Source organism: Cellvibrio japonicus Ueda107, from assembly GCF_000019225.1.
Classification (GTDB): domain Bacteria; phylum Pseudomonadota; class Gammaproteobacteria; order Pseudomonadales; family Cellvibrionaceae; genus Cellvibrio; species Cellvibrio japonicus.
In genome coordinates this window covers 4273451-4286498 of the sequence record NC_010995.1, presented here as the reverse complement: position 1 = coordinate 4286498, position 13048 = coordinate 4273451, and the positions used below count along the sequence as shown (strand labels likewise).

General features: G+C 57.6%; 13 protein-coding genes. 4 read left to right on the top strand and 9 right to left on the bottom strand.

Features of this window, described 5'->3' with window-relative positions:
• Window positions 1-27 precede the first annotated feature (27 nt).
• The 7 genes from CJA_RS17305 to tsaC form a co-directional block, all read right to left on the bottom strand.
• A complete protein-coding gene (locus CJA_RS17305; RefSeq protein WP_012489167.1) occupies window positions 28-573 on the bottom strand; it encodes a DUF4256 domain-containing protein in 546 nt (181 codons plus the stop codon).
• A gap of 27 nt (window positions 574-600) precedes the next feature.
• Window positions 601-2061: an alpha/beta hydrolase gene (locus CJA_RS17300; RefSeq protein WP_148208924.1), complete on the bottom strand. Its 1461-nt coding sequence runs from the start codon at window positions 2059-2061 to the stop codon at window positions 601-603.
• Between the two features lie 2 nt (window positions 2062-2063).
• Window positions 2064-2852 carry an esterase/lipase family protein gene (locus CJA_RS17295; RefSeq protein WP_238526792.1) on the bottom strand — a complete coding sequence of 263 codons (789 nt, stop codon included), beginning with the start codon at window positions 2850-2852 and terminating at the stop codon, window positions 2064-2066.
• Window positions 2853-3110: 258 nt separating this feature from the next.
• Entirely contained in the window at window positions 3111-3533 is a 423-nt protein-coding gene (locus CJA_RS17290; RefSeq protein ID WP_012489164.1) for a YqaA family protein, read from the bottom strand.
• Window positions 3534-3568: 35 nt separating this feature from the next.
• Window positions 3569-4399 carry a shikimate dehydrogenase gene (gene aroE, locus CJA_RS17285; RefSeq protein WP_012489163.1) on the bottom strand — a complete coding sequence of 277 codons (831 nt, stop codon included), beginning with the start codon at window positions 4397-4399 and terminating at the stop codon, window positions 3569-3571.
• 76 nt (window positions 4400-4475) lie between these two features.
• Window positions 4476-5396: an oxygen-dependent coproporphyrinogen oxidase gene (hemF, locus tag CJA_RS17280; RefSeq protein WP_012489162.1), complete on the bottom strand. Its 921-nt coding sequence runs from the start codon at window positions 5394-5396 to the stop codon at window positions 4476-4478.
• A 99-nt stretch (window positions 5397-5495) separates the two neighbouring features.
• Entirely contained in the window at window positions 5496-6065 is a 570-nt protein-coding gene (gene tsaC, locus CJA_RS17275) for an L-threonylcarbamoyladenylate synthase type 1 TsaC (protein ID WP_148208923.1), read from the bottom strand.
• Between the two features lie 274 nt (window positions 6066-6339).
• On the opposite strand from tsaC, the gene CJA_RS17270 reads away from it, so the two are divergent.
• The gene (locus CJA_RS17270) at window positions 6340-7785 is read left to right on the top strand and encodes a methyl-accepting chemotaxis protein (protein ID WP_049765542.1); all 1446 of its coding nucleotides are present in this window, start codon (window positions 6340-6342) and stop codon (window positions 7783-7785) included.
• Here the strand turns inward: CJA_RS17270 and dprA are convergent.
• Both dprA and CJA_RS17260 read right to left on the bottom strand, forming a co-directional pair.
• On the bottom strand, window positions 7761-8924 hold the full coding sequence (gene dprA / locus CJA_RS17265; RefSeq protein WP_012489159.1) for a DNA-processing protein DprA: 1164 nt from the start codon (window positions 8922-8924) through the stop codon (window positions 7761-7763). The genes CJA_RS17270 and dprA overlap by 25 nt on opposite strands.
• Window positions 8925-9010: 86 nt before the next feature.
• Window positions 9011-10045 carry a LysM peptidoglycan-binding domain-containing protein gene (locus tag CJA_RS17260; protein WP_041551751.1) on the bottom strand — a complete coding sequence of 345 codons (1035 nt, stop codon included), beginning with the start codon at window positions 10043-10045 and terminating at the stop codon, window positions 9011-9013.
• 154 nt (window positions 10046-10199) lie between these two features.
• Between CJA_RS17260 and def the strand changes: the two genes are divergently transcribed.
• The 3 genes from def (at window position 10200) to rsmB (ending at window position 13047) form a co-directional block, all read left to right on the top strand.
• Window positions 10200-10709 carry a peptide deformylase gene (def, locus tag CJA_RS17255; protein WP_012489157.1) on the top strand — a complete coding sequence of 170 codons (510 nt, stop codon included), beginning with the start codon at window positions 10200-10202 and terminating at the stop codon, window positions 10707-10709.
• A gap of 74 nt (window positions 10710-10783) precedes the next feature.
• The gene (gene fmt / locus CJA_RS17250; protein WP_041552656.1) at window positions 10784-11752 is read left to right on the top strand and encodes a methionyl-tRNA formyltransferase; all 969 of its coding nucleotides are present in this window, start codon (window positions 10784-10786) and stop codon (window positions 11750-11752) included.
• Entirely contained in the window at window positions 11749-13047 is a 1299-nt protein-coding gene (gene rsmB, locus CJA_RS17245) for a 16S rRNA (cytosine(967)-C(5))-methyltransferase RsmB (RefSeq protein WP_012489155.1), read from the top strand. The genes fmt and rsmB overlap by 4 nt, the downstream gene beginning before the upstream one ends.
• The last annotated feature ends 1 nt before the right edge of the window (window position 13048 follow it).

Genomic DNA, 13048 nt, shown 5'->3' with positions numbered 1-13048 from the left:
CGGCATGAAGCCGTGGAACGTTAAGCGTCACACCCGTAAGGCGCCGCGAAATCCGCGCACGGCGTAGTAAGACTGGGCGCCGTTGTGGTAGGTGAATACCTGGTTATAGCGTCGATCGCAAAACAGGGCGCCGCCGAGTTGACGGATACTGGCAGGTGTTTTGATCCAGCTGGATGTTTTGGTATCGAACTCTCCCAGCGTCTGCAAGTGCCGGTACTCTGCCTCTGTTAAGAGGTCGATGCCCATGGTTGCCGCCATGTCCAGGGCATTGTGTTGCGGTTTATGTTCCTTGCGCGAGTCCAATCCTTCGCGGTCGTAACAAACACTGCGGCGACCCTTCGGACTCTCTGCCGCGCAATCGAAAAAAAGATATTCCCCTGTCGCGGCGTCATAGCCGACTACATCCGGCTCACCCCCTGTGCTTTCCATTGCATTGAGTGCTGCAAGTTTGGTTGGTGCACCATGGAGTTTTGTTTGAAGTTGTGCCCAGTCAATGTCTTTATGGCGCTGCCTATTTTTCTCAAAGCGGGTTTTTAAGGTTTCCAGCAGCGTATTGCGTTGTTGGGCATTCATGGGATTCTCCTGTGCGGGAGATAAGTGCTATTCAATGGATTCATTGCCGAGCCACTCATCCATTCGCTGTTGCATGTAACTGTAAAAAGGATTGGCGTTTAAGCGCTGGTTGGCGTCCTGGGCGATGATCAGCGTATTGCGCTCACCGCGAAAATCCAGGTTGCCCAGGCTGATACCGTAAAACTCATCAGTGCGTGGCTGTAAACCATAGGTGGGATCATCCGGCGGAAAGGGCAGTGCTATGTGCGTCAGCGAATAAACGCCGCGCGGAAATGCCAGGCCGAGCGGTTTTTCGGTCGGTGTATCTGCGCCTGGTTGGTAGCGCCATTCGCTCACCTGATCGACGGTGGGATTACTGTTGGCAATTTTGACCAGTTGGTAATTGGCGGGAACCTTGTTGAACAGTTTGCTGAGCTGAGTGTTGGTCGTGGGGCGCATTAAGGGCGCGAGGCTTTGCTGGCGGTTAATATCAAAAATGACCAGCTCGCTGTGGTTGGCGGGCAGGAGATCGAAAAAATTGTCTTTAACGGCCTGCGTATGTACGGTGGAATCCATCAATGATTGAAAACCCAGCACGGGTGGAAAACCACGTAAGTTATCGCGCTTTTTTTCCTGTTGCAGGCGGTGGTTGACCTGCTTGACCAGGCTGTGTGCCTGCCAGCCTGCATTCAGTGTAAAAGAGTTGTATTTAAACGGGTTGTACTCCGGGCTCTGGTCGGTCCAGCGGTAGGCGCTCATGAGCGGCAGGCGGCTGATCAAATCCAGGTTTTTGGTGAAACTGGCAAAAAAGCTTATGCCAAACATGGGCGATATCAACACCAGTTTTTGCGCTTTGGGCAACTGTGTATTGTGTTGCGCCTCCAGTGCATAGTTCACCGCCAGGGCGGCGCCGGCGGAATAACCCAATAAAAACAGGGGCTGGTTTTCGCCCAGGTGTTGATGCAATTCTTTTGCAGCCAGCTCAACGGCAGCGGCCCAATCGCGCCAGTCAGTGGTGAGCAGGCCGGTGGGCAGGGTGCCGTGGCCGGGCAGGCGCAGGCCTATCACATAAAAGCCCTGCTGCTGGAAATGTAACCCCAGGCTGCGCACGGAATAGGGCGAATCGCTCAGGCCGTGAATCATCAGGATCGCGCCGCGCAAATGCTGCGGCTTGAGTACAAAACTGCGATTCCAATTGGGTTGGTGGTTAAGGGAATTGAGCGGTGAGTGGATATTAAAACGGTAGGCATTGTCGCGCGGGTCTTCGGCCAGCTCCCGCCGCAGCTGGGCAAACAGCCGCTCTTCCTGGGCCAGGTAATCTGGCCAGCGATAATCGTCGCGCAAATCGCTGCGGGTAAATTCCTCATCGAGTGAAATGCGGTACCAGGGCTCGGCATTTTTGAGCGTGCTGCAACCACCCAACAGGCTGATACAACCTATCCATAAAAAAATAACGCGATTGAGTTTCAGCAGCATTCCATCACCCATAGCAATTGCACCGGCAGCCATTATTAATCCTTGGGTTCATGCAGGAAAGCGCCCGTTTGCAAATAGTGCAGAGTCTGGCGAATGGCGTTTTTATCTTTCATGATAAACGGGTGCGATACCGGCAGGCTGATAAAGTCGCGCATGCCTTCCACTTTGGTATTTTCCAGCGAGACCTTGCCATCGTCGGGATTGGGCAGGTACTGCGACAGTATCCAATTGATACTGCGTGTGCCGGCAATCACCCCCAGGTCAAAATGAACCGGCGCCAGTTGCCGGGGGACACTCTTGGCATCTGTGCCTAATTCAAGCCCGGCAGGGCCATTAATCAAGCGAAAGCCGGGAATGTTTTTCAGCTTGTCTACCACCTGGCTACCCTGGTTGGGCGGTGCGTACATCACCACCCGGCCCAACTCGGGAATAGTGTTTGCCTGTAAATACTGGCGCAGCAAAATACCGCCCAGGGAGTGGCTGACAATATCGATGCGTGTCAGGCCCTGCTGGCGGCACAGCGCCAGCGCCGGGGGAATCGCCATATTGGCGAGTGGCGCAATGGCAAATTTGCGCGAGGGATAGCCCACATTCACCACATAGTAATGGGCGGCTGCCAACGCCTTGGCCAAAGGCCGCATGGATTTGTGGGTGCGCGCCAAACCGTGCAGTAGCACTGCACAGCCCTGTACCTGGTCACTGCCACCCAGGGTTTCTGTGATCACCAGCGGTTTGTCCGACAGGACGGGTTCACCGCTCCAGCTGGCCAGGGACGCGAGTAACAACAGGAGGGAGATAAGGAGAGGGCGGCACATAAACGTCATAAAAAACAACACTGGAGTCAAGGAGCGGCAACAGGGTAGCCCCCGCCGGTGCTTTTGAATAGGCTTGTCGGCCCTGGCCTGATACAAAACACGGTAAAACCCGGACTTGATCAAGCCACAGCAAACGGGTGATCGCCAATACCCACGACCGCGGACTAATCCAGGTGGGACAGGTGGTGGTGGAATTGGATAAAGGTGCCAGCTACCCGCAGTGATCGTCAGGCGCCGGTGGAGCTCAGCAGTGCAATAAAAAGCGCTCTATAACACGGCTACTGCAAAACCAATAATCAGTGCGTAGCGCAGGGCTTTGCCGATGATGACCAAAAGCAAAAACTTCCAGAAGTTGACCTTCATAACCCCGGCAAACAGTGTGAGTGGGTCGCCGACAATGGGCAGCCAGGCAAAGAGCAGGGAGTAGATTCCGTAGCGCTGGAAATGGCGTTGCGCTTTTTCCAGTTGGAAGCGGCTGACCGGAAACCATTGGCGATCTTGCCAGTGCAGGCACTGCCTGCCTAGGAACCAGTTTACGCAGGAACCCAGGCTGTTACCGGTTGTGGCAACCAGCCACAGCAGCACGGGGTTGTGCTCCTGGTGCAATAACGCCAGCAGCAGCGCTTCCGACGAGAGCGGAAAAAGCGTAGCGGCGATAAAGGCGGTGAGAAATAAACTCAGGTAAACCATATAAAAAATATGCCCCGCAGGTGCGGGGCAGGTCGTTATTTTTTCTCGTGCAGCTGGCGGCGCAGGGCCGTCAGTACCGGTACGACTTCGGGACGAATTTGTCGCCACAGGTAAAAGGCCTCGGCTGCCTGTCCGACCAGCATACCCAGGCCATCGGCAGTGTGTGCCGCGCCCTGTTGTTGCGCCCATTGCAGGAATACCGTGGGTTCAGCGCCGTACATCATGTCGTAGCAACAGGCACCGGGATTGAGCAGGTTGTCAGGTAAAGGCGGCAATTCGCCGTGTAAGCTGGCGGAGGTTCCGTTAATGACAATATCAAAGTGGGCGCCGTTTAATTGGTCGTAACCTTTGGCTTCCACATTGCCCAGGTCGAGAAAGTTTTTGGCCAATTCTTCCGCTTTGCTGAGGGTGCGGTTGGCAATCACCACTTGTGCCGGATGTTCTTCGAGCAGGGGTTGTAATACGCCGCGCACAGCGCCGCCTGCACCCAGCAGCAAAACCCGTTTTCCCGCGATGTTCCAGTCCAGGTTGTGCATGTCGTGCACCATGCCGATGCCATCGGTGTTGTCGCCGCGAATGCTGCCATCACTCAATTGGACGAGGAAGTTGACGGCACCGGCGCGTTCAGCGCGGGGGGTGAGCGAATGGGCGTAGCGGAACGCTTCCTGCTTGAAAGGAACGGTAATATTTAATCCGCGTCCGCCCTGGGCAAAAAACGCATCGGCAGTCTGGGCAAATTTGTCCACATCGACCAATTGCTTGGTGTAATGCAAATCCTGGCCGGTCTGTTCGGCAAACATGCGGTGGATGCTGGGAGACTTGCTGTGGTTGATTGGGTTGCCAAAAACGGCATAAAGGTCTGTCATGGGGAAATCCGTTGTAAAAACGCGCTGCTGCCCGAAAACAAGGTCACCTGCACACGGTTGCCAGCGTGAGCGGGAATTATTTCAGCCAGTCGCGCTGGGGTAAAAATTTTTCGTAGAGTTCTGCTTCAGGGCTGCCCGCCTCGGGTTGCCAGTCGTATTCCCAGCGCACCAGGGGCGGCAGGGACATCAGGATGGATTCGGTGCGGCCGCCGGTCTGCAGGCCAAACAGGGTGCCGCGGTCGTAGACCAGGTTGAATTCCACATAGCGGCCGCGACGGTACAGTTGGAACTGGCGCTCGCGCTCGCCATAGGGTGTGTGTTTGCGCGCCTGTACTATGGGCAAATAGGCGGGTACATAACTGTCCCCCACCGCGCGCATGAGCGCGAAACTGTGCGCAAAACTTTCTGCGTTGTAGTCATCGAAAAACAGGCCGCCCACACCGCGCGCTTCGCCGCGATGTTTCAGGTAAAAATAGTCATCGCACCATTTTTTGAATTTGGGATACAGGTGTTCACCCAGGGGATCACAGGCATTTTTCGCGCTCTGGTGCCAGTGGATCACATCGGCTTCGTTGCCGTAGTAGGGTGTCAGGTCGTAACCGCCACCAAACCACCACACCGGAGCCGCCCCCTCTTTTTCGGCAATAAAAAAACGCACATTGGCATGGCTGGTGGGCACATAAGGGTTGCCGGGATGAATCACCAGGGAAACGCCCATGGCCTCGAAAGCGCGCCCGGCCAGTTCGGGGCGATGGGCGGTGGCCGAGGCGGGCATCTGGGTGCCGTATACATGGGAGAAATTAACGCCGCCCTTTTCGATCACCTGGCCATCGGCCAGTACCCGCGAGCGGCCGCCACCACCTTCGGCGCGCTGCCAGCTGTCTTCGATAAAACCGCTAGCGCCATCTTCGGCTGCCAGCGCCTGGCAGATACGATCCTGCAAGTCCAGCAGATAGGCTTTTACGGCGGCCTTGTCGGGGGCGGTGCTAGGGGTCATGGGGTTTCCTTGTACACAGGGAGCTGAAAAAAGCGCGCTATTGTACTCCCCGCTCCTGAGGATAGGGAAATTAACGGATGGATGGGCTGCGCATCTGCCCTAGCTGGGGCGAACGACCTGGCCGGTGAGCAGGTCGCGAATTTCCGAGGGATTCGTCCTGCGCCCTGCCAGGCCGCTGCTGACAGCATCCAACTGGCCGCCAAAGTAGCGGCGAACCTCGTGGATGTTGCGCGCCGGCGGTTTACCGGCAGGGTTGCAGGAGGTGGACACTACAGGGCCGCCAAAGGCGCGGCAGAGTCCGGCGGCTACCGGGTGATCGGTGACGCGCAGGGCAACGGACGGGAAAGCGCCGGTAATCCAGTGGGGTGCCAGGCCGTTATTCGGCACCAGCCAGGTTACCGGGCCTGGCCAGGTATTTTTAAGGCGCTGGCGCTGAAGGTCGTCCAGGTGATCAATAAAGGGTTCGATTTGTTGCAGGTTGGCGGCGATCAGGATGACACCTTTCTCGACAGGGCGCTGTTTGAGGGCGAGCAGGTCGGCTACGGCATCTTCATCAAACGGATTGCAGCCCAGGCCCCAGACCGCTTCGGTGGGATACGCAATGACACCACCCTGGCGCATCATGTTGGCGGCATAGTTGACGCGAGGGTTGAGGGACCAGTCGATCATCAAATAAATCCTGTGGGGCCATTTAACGGGGCGAACTCTAAAGGACTGGCCAGTAGGACTCAATCCTGATTTTTTTGCACCAAAAAAGAGCCTGATCCGGTATTTTTTGGTGCGGCTGTAAATGAATAGCATCGTATAAAAACCCCTGTCTTTTATGACAGGATTTTATGCCAAGCCATTGATACTGGGTCAGTCTGCCAATAAATGTGATGCGCTGCACGCTTTTTGGCACCTACTTTGCTCGATTGCGGGTGACCACTTTGAGAACTTATCCATGCAACTCCTCATGCGACGTTTCCAGCGCCAACCCTCCCCCGAACAGCTCGCCCGGGTATTTGAACACCTGGACCTGACCGTTCGCCTGCCTACGGATCTGACCCGTTTACCGGGGTTGGAAGATTTTATTGACCAGTTACACCAGCGTATAGGCACCAGCCTTGAAGCGGCGGTGAGCATTGCAGGCCATGCCCCACGGCTATCGGCTATCGCGGCGGAAACGGAAGAATACGGACAGCGTCTCGCCCAGTCCGCCGATATGATCGCCAGCGCCAGCGAAGAGGTCACTACGACCCTGGCAGCCGAGTTGGTGCCGGGGGCTGCCCAGGTGGCGCAGTTGGCGGGTGAGGTTGCCGATAGCCTGCGCCATTGCGAGGGCGATAGCGACCTGGTGCTGACCCAGGTGAATGCTATCCACAGCAGTGAAGAGCAGGTTGGGCAGGAGATCCAGCTGCTTAAAACCCAACTGGAAGAGGTCACCCAGGTTATTGACCTGATCGCCAATATTTCGCGCCAGACCAATTTGCTGGCCTTGAATGCAGCCATTGAGGCAGCCAGGGCCGGTGAGCATGGCCGGGGATTTGCCGTGGTTGCCGAGGAGGTGCGGCGCCTGGCGGGCCACACGACGGATGCCACTGATCAGGTTAGCCGGATTATCGATGCATTTCGCAGCAATATGCAGCGCCTGGATGACGCTGGCCAGGTCATGCACGCCTCGGTCGATGAAGGACGCAAGGGGATGAGCCGCGTTAATGAGGGCTTGGCCAGTGCCCGTGTGGCGATGGATCAGCTTGACCAGCGCATTACCGCCATGGCCAGCGGCACAGAGCAAATTGGTATGGCGGTCAAGGGAATCAACCAGGATGTACAAACTGTGGCCCAGGTGGCTGCCCAATTGAAAGACAAGGCCACAGAAGTCAGCCAGCAAAGCCAGTTGGTGCGGCGTGAAGGTGACAAATTGCTTGAGGGACTGGGTGGGTTCCAACTGGCGGCTCACCAGGATGTGCGCGAGTCTGTGCAATCCCTGGCCACGTCAGCAGAATTGCGCGCATCGACCTATCGCGCGGAAACTGCCATGGGCCAGCTGCTGGATCGCGATCCGCGCTTTGAGCTGCTGTACCTGGTGGGCCGCGATGGTGTCCAGGTCAGCGAGAACATCAGTGCGCGCGATATCCACCTGGCCTATGAGGGCAGTGCCAGGGGGCGAAACTGGTCGTCGCGCGAGTGGTTTCGCCGCGCGATAGAACAGCGTCAGGTGTATATGACGGCGGTTTATCGCTCTGTAGCGACAGATGCATTTTGCTTTACGCTGTCTGCCCCGGTGTTTGATGAGCGCGGTGAATTGCTCTATGTACTGGGCGCCGATGTGCGCCTGTCATCGCTCCTGCAACAAACGGCGCCGGCAGCCCGTCCCCAGCTTCAGGCATTGGGGACGCGCAGGTAGCCCCCGGCAATAGTGCAGATAGCACCGCTGAGTTCCAGGGATACGAGCTGGGCGGCGATGATGCCGGCATCCAGCGAGGTTCGCTCTACCAGGGTGTCTATGTTGACCGGGTCGTAACCCATGGCTTCGAGCAATTGTGTGGCAGCGGGGTCCAATTCTGCCAGGGGCATGTTGGTGGAGGCGGTCGGCAGTGGTTGCACCTGCTTGACGGCACTCCGCTGTAGTTGCTGCCGATGGAAGCCCAGCAAGCCATCCAGTTCTTCCACAATATCGTCCCCGGTTTCTACCAGCTTGGCGCCCTGGCGAATCAATTGGTGACAGCCCCGTGCCAGGGGGTTGTGAATGGAGCCGGGGATGGCAAAGACTTCGCGATTTTGTTGCAGGGCAAAGCTGGCGGTAATCAGCGAGCCGCTCTGGACAGCAGCTTCGACAATCAGGCTGCCCAGGCTGAGTCCGCTGATCAGGCGATTGCGCTGCGGAAAGTTGCCGGCGTGGGAACTGGTCCCCAGCGGAAATTCGCTCACCAGTGCCCCGCCCTGCGCAATAATCTGCTGTGCCAGCGTGCGATGCCGTCCCGGGTAAATGCGATCTATCCCTGTGCCCATCACGGCAACGGTTTTGCCGGAGGCCTCCAGCGCGCCGCGATGTGCTGCCGCATCTATCCCCAAGGCCAGGCCACTGGTAATGGTGAATCCACGTTCGGCGAGGTAGGCGGCAAAGTGCCGTGCATTATCAGTACCACTACGGGTGGGGTTGCGGCTACCGACAATCGCCAATTGTGGCAAGCCCAGGCAGCCAGGATCGCCGCGGACAAAAAGCAGTGGCGGCGGATTGGGGATTTGACGCAGTAACTCGGGGTACAGCTCGTGCTCCAGGGGCAGGCAATGTATATCCGGATTGGCATCCAATTGTTCCAGGTCGCCGGCAACTTTCTGTGCCAGGGCGCTGTTGGCAGGATGGCGTCGGTATTCTTCCAGTGCCTGCAATGCCTGGGGGCGCAGAAAGGCTTCCAGGTATGGAGCGGGTTGGTTGAGGGCGGCTTCCGGACTGCCGAAGTGGTCTACCAGTTTCCAGTAAGTGACAGTGCCTGTTTCGGGGAGGCGCAGGATTAACAGGGAAGCATTGAGTGAAGTGGCCATAAATCATCCTTGTTGGCGGTTGGAAATGTATCAGCAAAAACAAGAAAGCCGCCCGATGGCGGCTTTCAGGAGACCTTTTCAGAATACTAGGGATTCTTAACCTTGTCAGTCACAGCCAGTGGGCGATCGGCTTCCAGCACCAGGCCAAGGCTCATTTTGTCGAAGGTGCGGAAGACCATCAGCAGGCCGGCGCGCTCATCGGGCAGGGCGATACTGCCACCCTGAACCCGGTCGCGTACCACTTCGCCCTTTTTGTAGATGGCCAGGACATTGCCGATTTGCAAGCCTTCGCGTTCGCCGCGGTTAACCATAACCACATTGTATTTGCCAACCTGGGTGACGCCGCCTTCCACATCAATGATGGCACCCTCAATATCCGTATCCGGCGCACTGGGGAAGAAGATGGAGTCGACACTGCGGTCCTCGCTCGGCAGCAGGCGATCGCCCTGGCGGATTTCCTCATAGGAGCGCACCACGTGGACTGTGGCAACCTCACCCTGGATCTTGTCAATATTGACGGTGCCTATGCCCTGGGCATAAATCCCCAGTATTTCACCGGTAACCGGGTCTTTGTAGATCTTTCCCTTGCGGAAAATCCCGTAATTGGTCAGCCCCTCGGCAAAGTTACCGCGCGCATAGGCGGCATCGCCCTCGCCGACAATCAGGCGGCGATCCGGGCCGGCCAGCATATAGGGGCTGATATCCAGCTCATTGCTTTCCAGGATACGGCTGCGCGACAGGAAGCTGTCGATCTTATCCAGTGGAATCGCCGTAATGGCTTCTTCGGCGCTCTGCACACGCACGCTCGGACTGAGCTTGGTAGTGCCGGGGGCCAGCTTGAGGGTGCGCTCCAGGGTCAGGCGTGGCTGGCCATCCAGGTAAATCAGCTTGATGACATCGCCGGGGTAAATCAGGTGGGGGTTTTCAATCTGCGGGTTCACATGCCAGATTTCGGGCCACATCCAGGGAGTATTGAGGAATCGCCCGGAAATGTCCCAGAGGGTATCGCCTTTTTGAACGGTGTATTCATCGGGGTGGCCGCTTTTTAGCACGGAATCCTGGGCCCAGGCGAAGACGCTGAGCAGGGAAGCGGCGGCAAGCGCCAGAAATATTTTTTTCATAGAAACCGATCCTGTTTTATTCGGTCCTGCGGCAGATAGACGTATAATGGTTTTCATTGAGCCCATGCTGAGACGGATGCACCGCATAAATCCTGTGCGATCATCATGTTAGCAGCGGTAATTACCTTTTTACTAGAAGTTTGTCACAAACACTATGGCCTTGTTACCTATCCTTGAATTTCCTGACCCGCGCCTGCGTACTGTCGCCAAACCCGTCACACAAGTGGACGATAGTATCCGCCAGCTGGTTGACGACATGTTTGAGACTATGTACGACGCTCCCGGCATCGGCCTGGCGGCTACCCAGGTGAATGTGCACAAGCGTGTGGTAGTTATAGACGTAAGCGAAGACAAATCCCAGCCGCTGGTGTTTATTAACCCGGAAATCGAGGTGCTGGACGAAGAGCTGAGCCAGTACGATGAGGGTTGTCTATCGGTGCCGGGGTTTTATGAAACTGTGGAGCGCCCCGGCCATATCCGGGTGAAAGCGCTGGATCGCGCAGGTAATGCCTTTGAACTCCAGCCCCAGGGATTACTTGCCGTGTGTATCCAGCATGAGCTGGATCACCTGAATGGCAAATTGTTTGTCGATCATATTTCACCCTTCAAGCGCTCCCGCATTCGCTCCAAACTGGAGAAAAAACACAAGGCGGGGGTGCGTTAGGCTCCCCTCCCCAAGGCGCGATGAGCGCCTTTTTTATTTCCCGACCTGTTATTAACCGGATACCTGTACTGCCCATGAGCCAAGGTTTACGTATTGTTTTTGCCGGAACCCCCGACTTTGCTGCCGCGCACCTCCACGCCCTGCTGGCCAGCCGCCACCAGGTGATCGGTGTTTATTCCCAGCCTGACCGCCCGGCCGGGCGCGGTAAAAAACTGACCGCCAGCCCGGTCAAGGCGGTCGCCCTGGCCCATGGGCTGCCCGTCTATCAGCCGCTCAATTTCAAGGCCCCGGAATCGATCGACGAATTGCGCGGGTTAAATGCCGATGTAATGGTGGTGGTGGCCTATGGCCTGATCCTGCCCAAGGCCGTCCTCGATGCTCCACGCCTGGGCTGCATTAATGTCCACGCCTCACTCTTGCCGCGCTGGCGCGGTGCAGCGCCTATCCAGCGCGCGCTTGAGGCGGGCGATAGTGAGACAGGGGTAACCATTATGCAAATGGATGTGGGCCTGGATACCGGCGATATGCTGGTCAAGGCACGCTGTCCGATCTTGCCGGACGATACCGGCGGCAGCCTGCACGACAGGCTTATCACCCTCGGGATGCCGGCACTGTTGGAGGCGCTTGATCAACTGCAGGCCGGTAGCGCTCAACCGGAGCGACAGGATGACGGCCTGAGCAACTATGCGCCCAAATTGAGTAAAGAGGAGGCTGCACTGGACTGGCGCTTAGCGGCAGTGGAGCTGGAGCGTAAAGTGCGCGCCTTTAATCCTTTCCCTGTTGCCCACACCAAGCCAGCGGGCGCCGGCGATGACCAGCGTATTCGCGTCTGGGCGGCCACGGCGGTGGCGGGAAACACTGGCGCTGTTCCCGGCACTATCACCCGGCTGGATGACCAGGGCCTGTGGGTCGCCTGTGCCCAGGGGCAATTGGTGTTGCAGCAACTGCAACTGCCCGGGAAAAAAGCCATGGCGGTGAGCGACATACTGTGCGGGCATCCGGATCTGTTCAGGACAGGCGACCCATTGGAGCAGCCTGCATGATCCCTGTACGCGCCGCTGCAACCCAGGTGCTGGCGCAGATACTGCGCCAGCAGGGGTCGCTGTCCAGCCTGCTGCCGGCGATGTCGGTAAAGATTGCCGAACAGGATCGCCCCTTATTGCAGCAGCTCTGCTTTGGGGTATGCCGCTACTATCCCCAATTGCAGGCGTACACGTCGCTATTGCTCGATAAACCCCTGCGCGCCAAAGACAGTGATGTACAAGCCTTGCTGTTACTGGGGTTGTACCAGCTCATCCACACGCGTATCCCCGATCATGCCGCTATCGGTGAAACGGTGGAAGTGACGCGTGATATTAAAAAAGCCTGGGCGACCAAGCTGGTGAACGGTGTATTGCGCCAGTTCCAGCGCGATCAGCAAACCCTGGGCGAAAAGCTGGCGTCTGATCGGGCTTTTAGCAGCAACCATCCCGACTGGCTGGAAGGCATGCTGCGTAAAAGCTGGCCCCAACAGACCGATAGCCTGTTGGCCGCCAACAACGAGCATCCCCCTTTTACCCTGCGCCTCAATACCCGGCATATGAGCCGTGACGATTACCTGGCACAGCTTCGGGCGCTGGATATTGCCGCTGGCGCGACGCCCTTTAGTCCCTATGGTATTACCCTGGTACAGGCCTGCGATCCACGGAGCCTGCCCGGTTTCGCGCAAGGGCTGATCAGCGTGCAGGACGAGGCCGCCCAGCTCAGTGGCGATTTACTGCAATTGGCCCCCGGCCTGCGTGTGCTGGATGCCTGCTGCGCACCTGGCGGTAAAACCGGTCACCTGCTGGAAATAGAACCCCGTATGAAAGTGACGGCCATGGATGTTGAAGAGCGGCGCCTGCAACGCGTGCGCGATAACCTGGGGCGCCTGGGGGTGACGGCGGATATTCGCTGCGGCGATGGCACCCGGCCGGAGGCCTGGTGGGATGGTGAGCCCTATGATCGTATCCTGCTGGATGCGCCCTGCTCTGCGACCGGCATTATCCGTCGCCATCCCGACATCAAGGTATTGCGCACGCCTGAGGAAATCGCGCGCCTGGCACAGCTGCAGGGCCAGTTGCTCGACAGTCTCTGGCCCCTGCTCAAACCGGGTGGCATCCTGCTGTATGCCACCTGTTCGGTCATGCCCCGTGAAAACACCCGGGTGGTAGAGGCGTTTATCCAGCGCCAGCCGGAGGCCCGCTGTGACACGCTTGATGTCCCCTGGGGTTTACTGCAGCCTTGTGGCCGCCAATTACTGCCCCAGCCTGAGGGGCACGATGGTTTTTATTATGCAAGGCTGCGCAAAAGCCTCTAGG

What these genes read in the sequence shown, in the direction of transcription:
- CJA_RS17305 (WP_012489167.1), bottom strand. Translation starts at nt 573, where the DNA reads ATGAATGCCCAACAACGCAATACGCTGCTGGAAACCTTAAAAACCCGC.
- CJA_RS17300 (WP_148208924.1), bottom strand. Translation starts at nt 2,061, where the DNA reads ATGGCTGCCGGTGCAATTGCTATGGGTGATGGAATGCTGCTGAAACTC.
- CJA_RS17295 (WP_238526792.1), bottom strand. Translation starts at nt 2,852, where the DNA reads ATGACGTTTATGTGCCGCCCTCTCCTTATCTCCCTCCTGTTGTTACTC.
- CJA_RS17290 (WP_012489164.1), bottom strand. Translation starts at nt 3,533, where the DNA reads ATGGTTTACCTGAGTTTATTTCTCACCGCCTTTATCGCCGCTACGCTT.
- aroE (WP_012489163.1), bottom strand. Translation starts at nt 4,399, where the DNA reads ATGACAGACCTTTATGCCGTTTTTGGCAACCCAATCAACCACAGCAAG.
- hemF (WP_012489162.1), bottom strand. Translation starts at nt 5,396, where the DNA reads ATGACCCCTAGCACCGCCCCCGACAAGGCCGCCGTAAAAGCCTATCTG.
- tsaC (WP_148208923.1), bottom strand. Translation starts at nt 6,065, where the DNA reads ATGATCGACTGGTCCCTCAACCCTCGCGTCAACTATGCCGCCAACATG.
- CJA_RS17270 (WP_049765542.1), top strand. Translation starts at nt 6,340, where the DNA reads ATGCAACTCCTCATGCGACGTTTCCAGCGCCAACCCTCCCCCGAACAG.
- dprA (WP_012489159.1), bottom strand. Translation starts at nt 8,924, where the DNA reads ATGGCCACTTCACTCAATGCTTCCCTGTTAATCCTGCGCCTCCCCGAA.
- CJA_RS17260 (WP_041551751.1), bottom strand. Translation starts at nt 10,045, where the DNA reads ATGAAAAAAATATTTCTGGCGCTTGCCGCCGCTTCCCTGCTCAGCGTC.
- def (WP_012489157.1), top strand. Translation starts at nt 10,200, where the DNA reads ATGGCCTTGTTACCTATCCTTGAATTTCCTGACCCGCGCCTGCGTACT.
- fmt (WP_041552656.1), top strand. Translation starts at nt 10,784, where the DNA reads ATGAGCCAAGGTTTACGTATTGTTTTTGCCGGAACCCCCGACTTTGCT.
- rsmB (WP_012489155.1), top strand. Translation starts at nt 11,749, where the DNA reads ATGATCCCTGTACGCGCCGCTGCAACCCAGGTGCTGGCGCAGATACTG.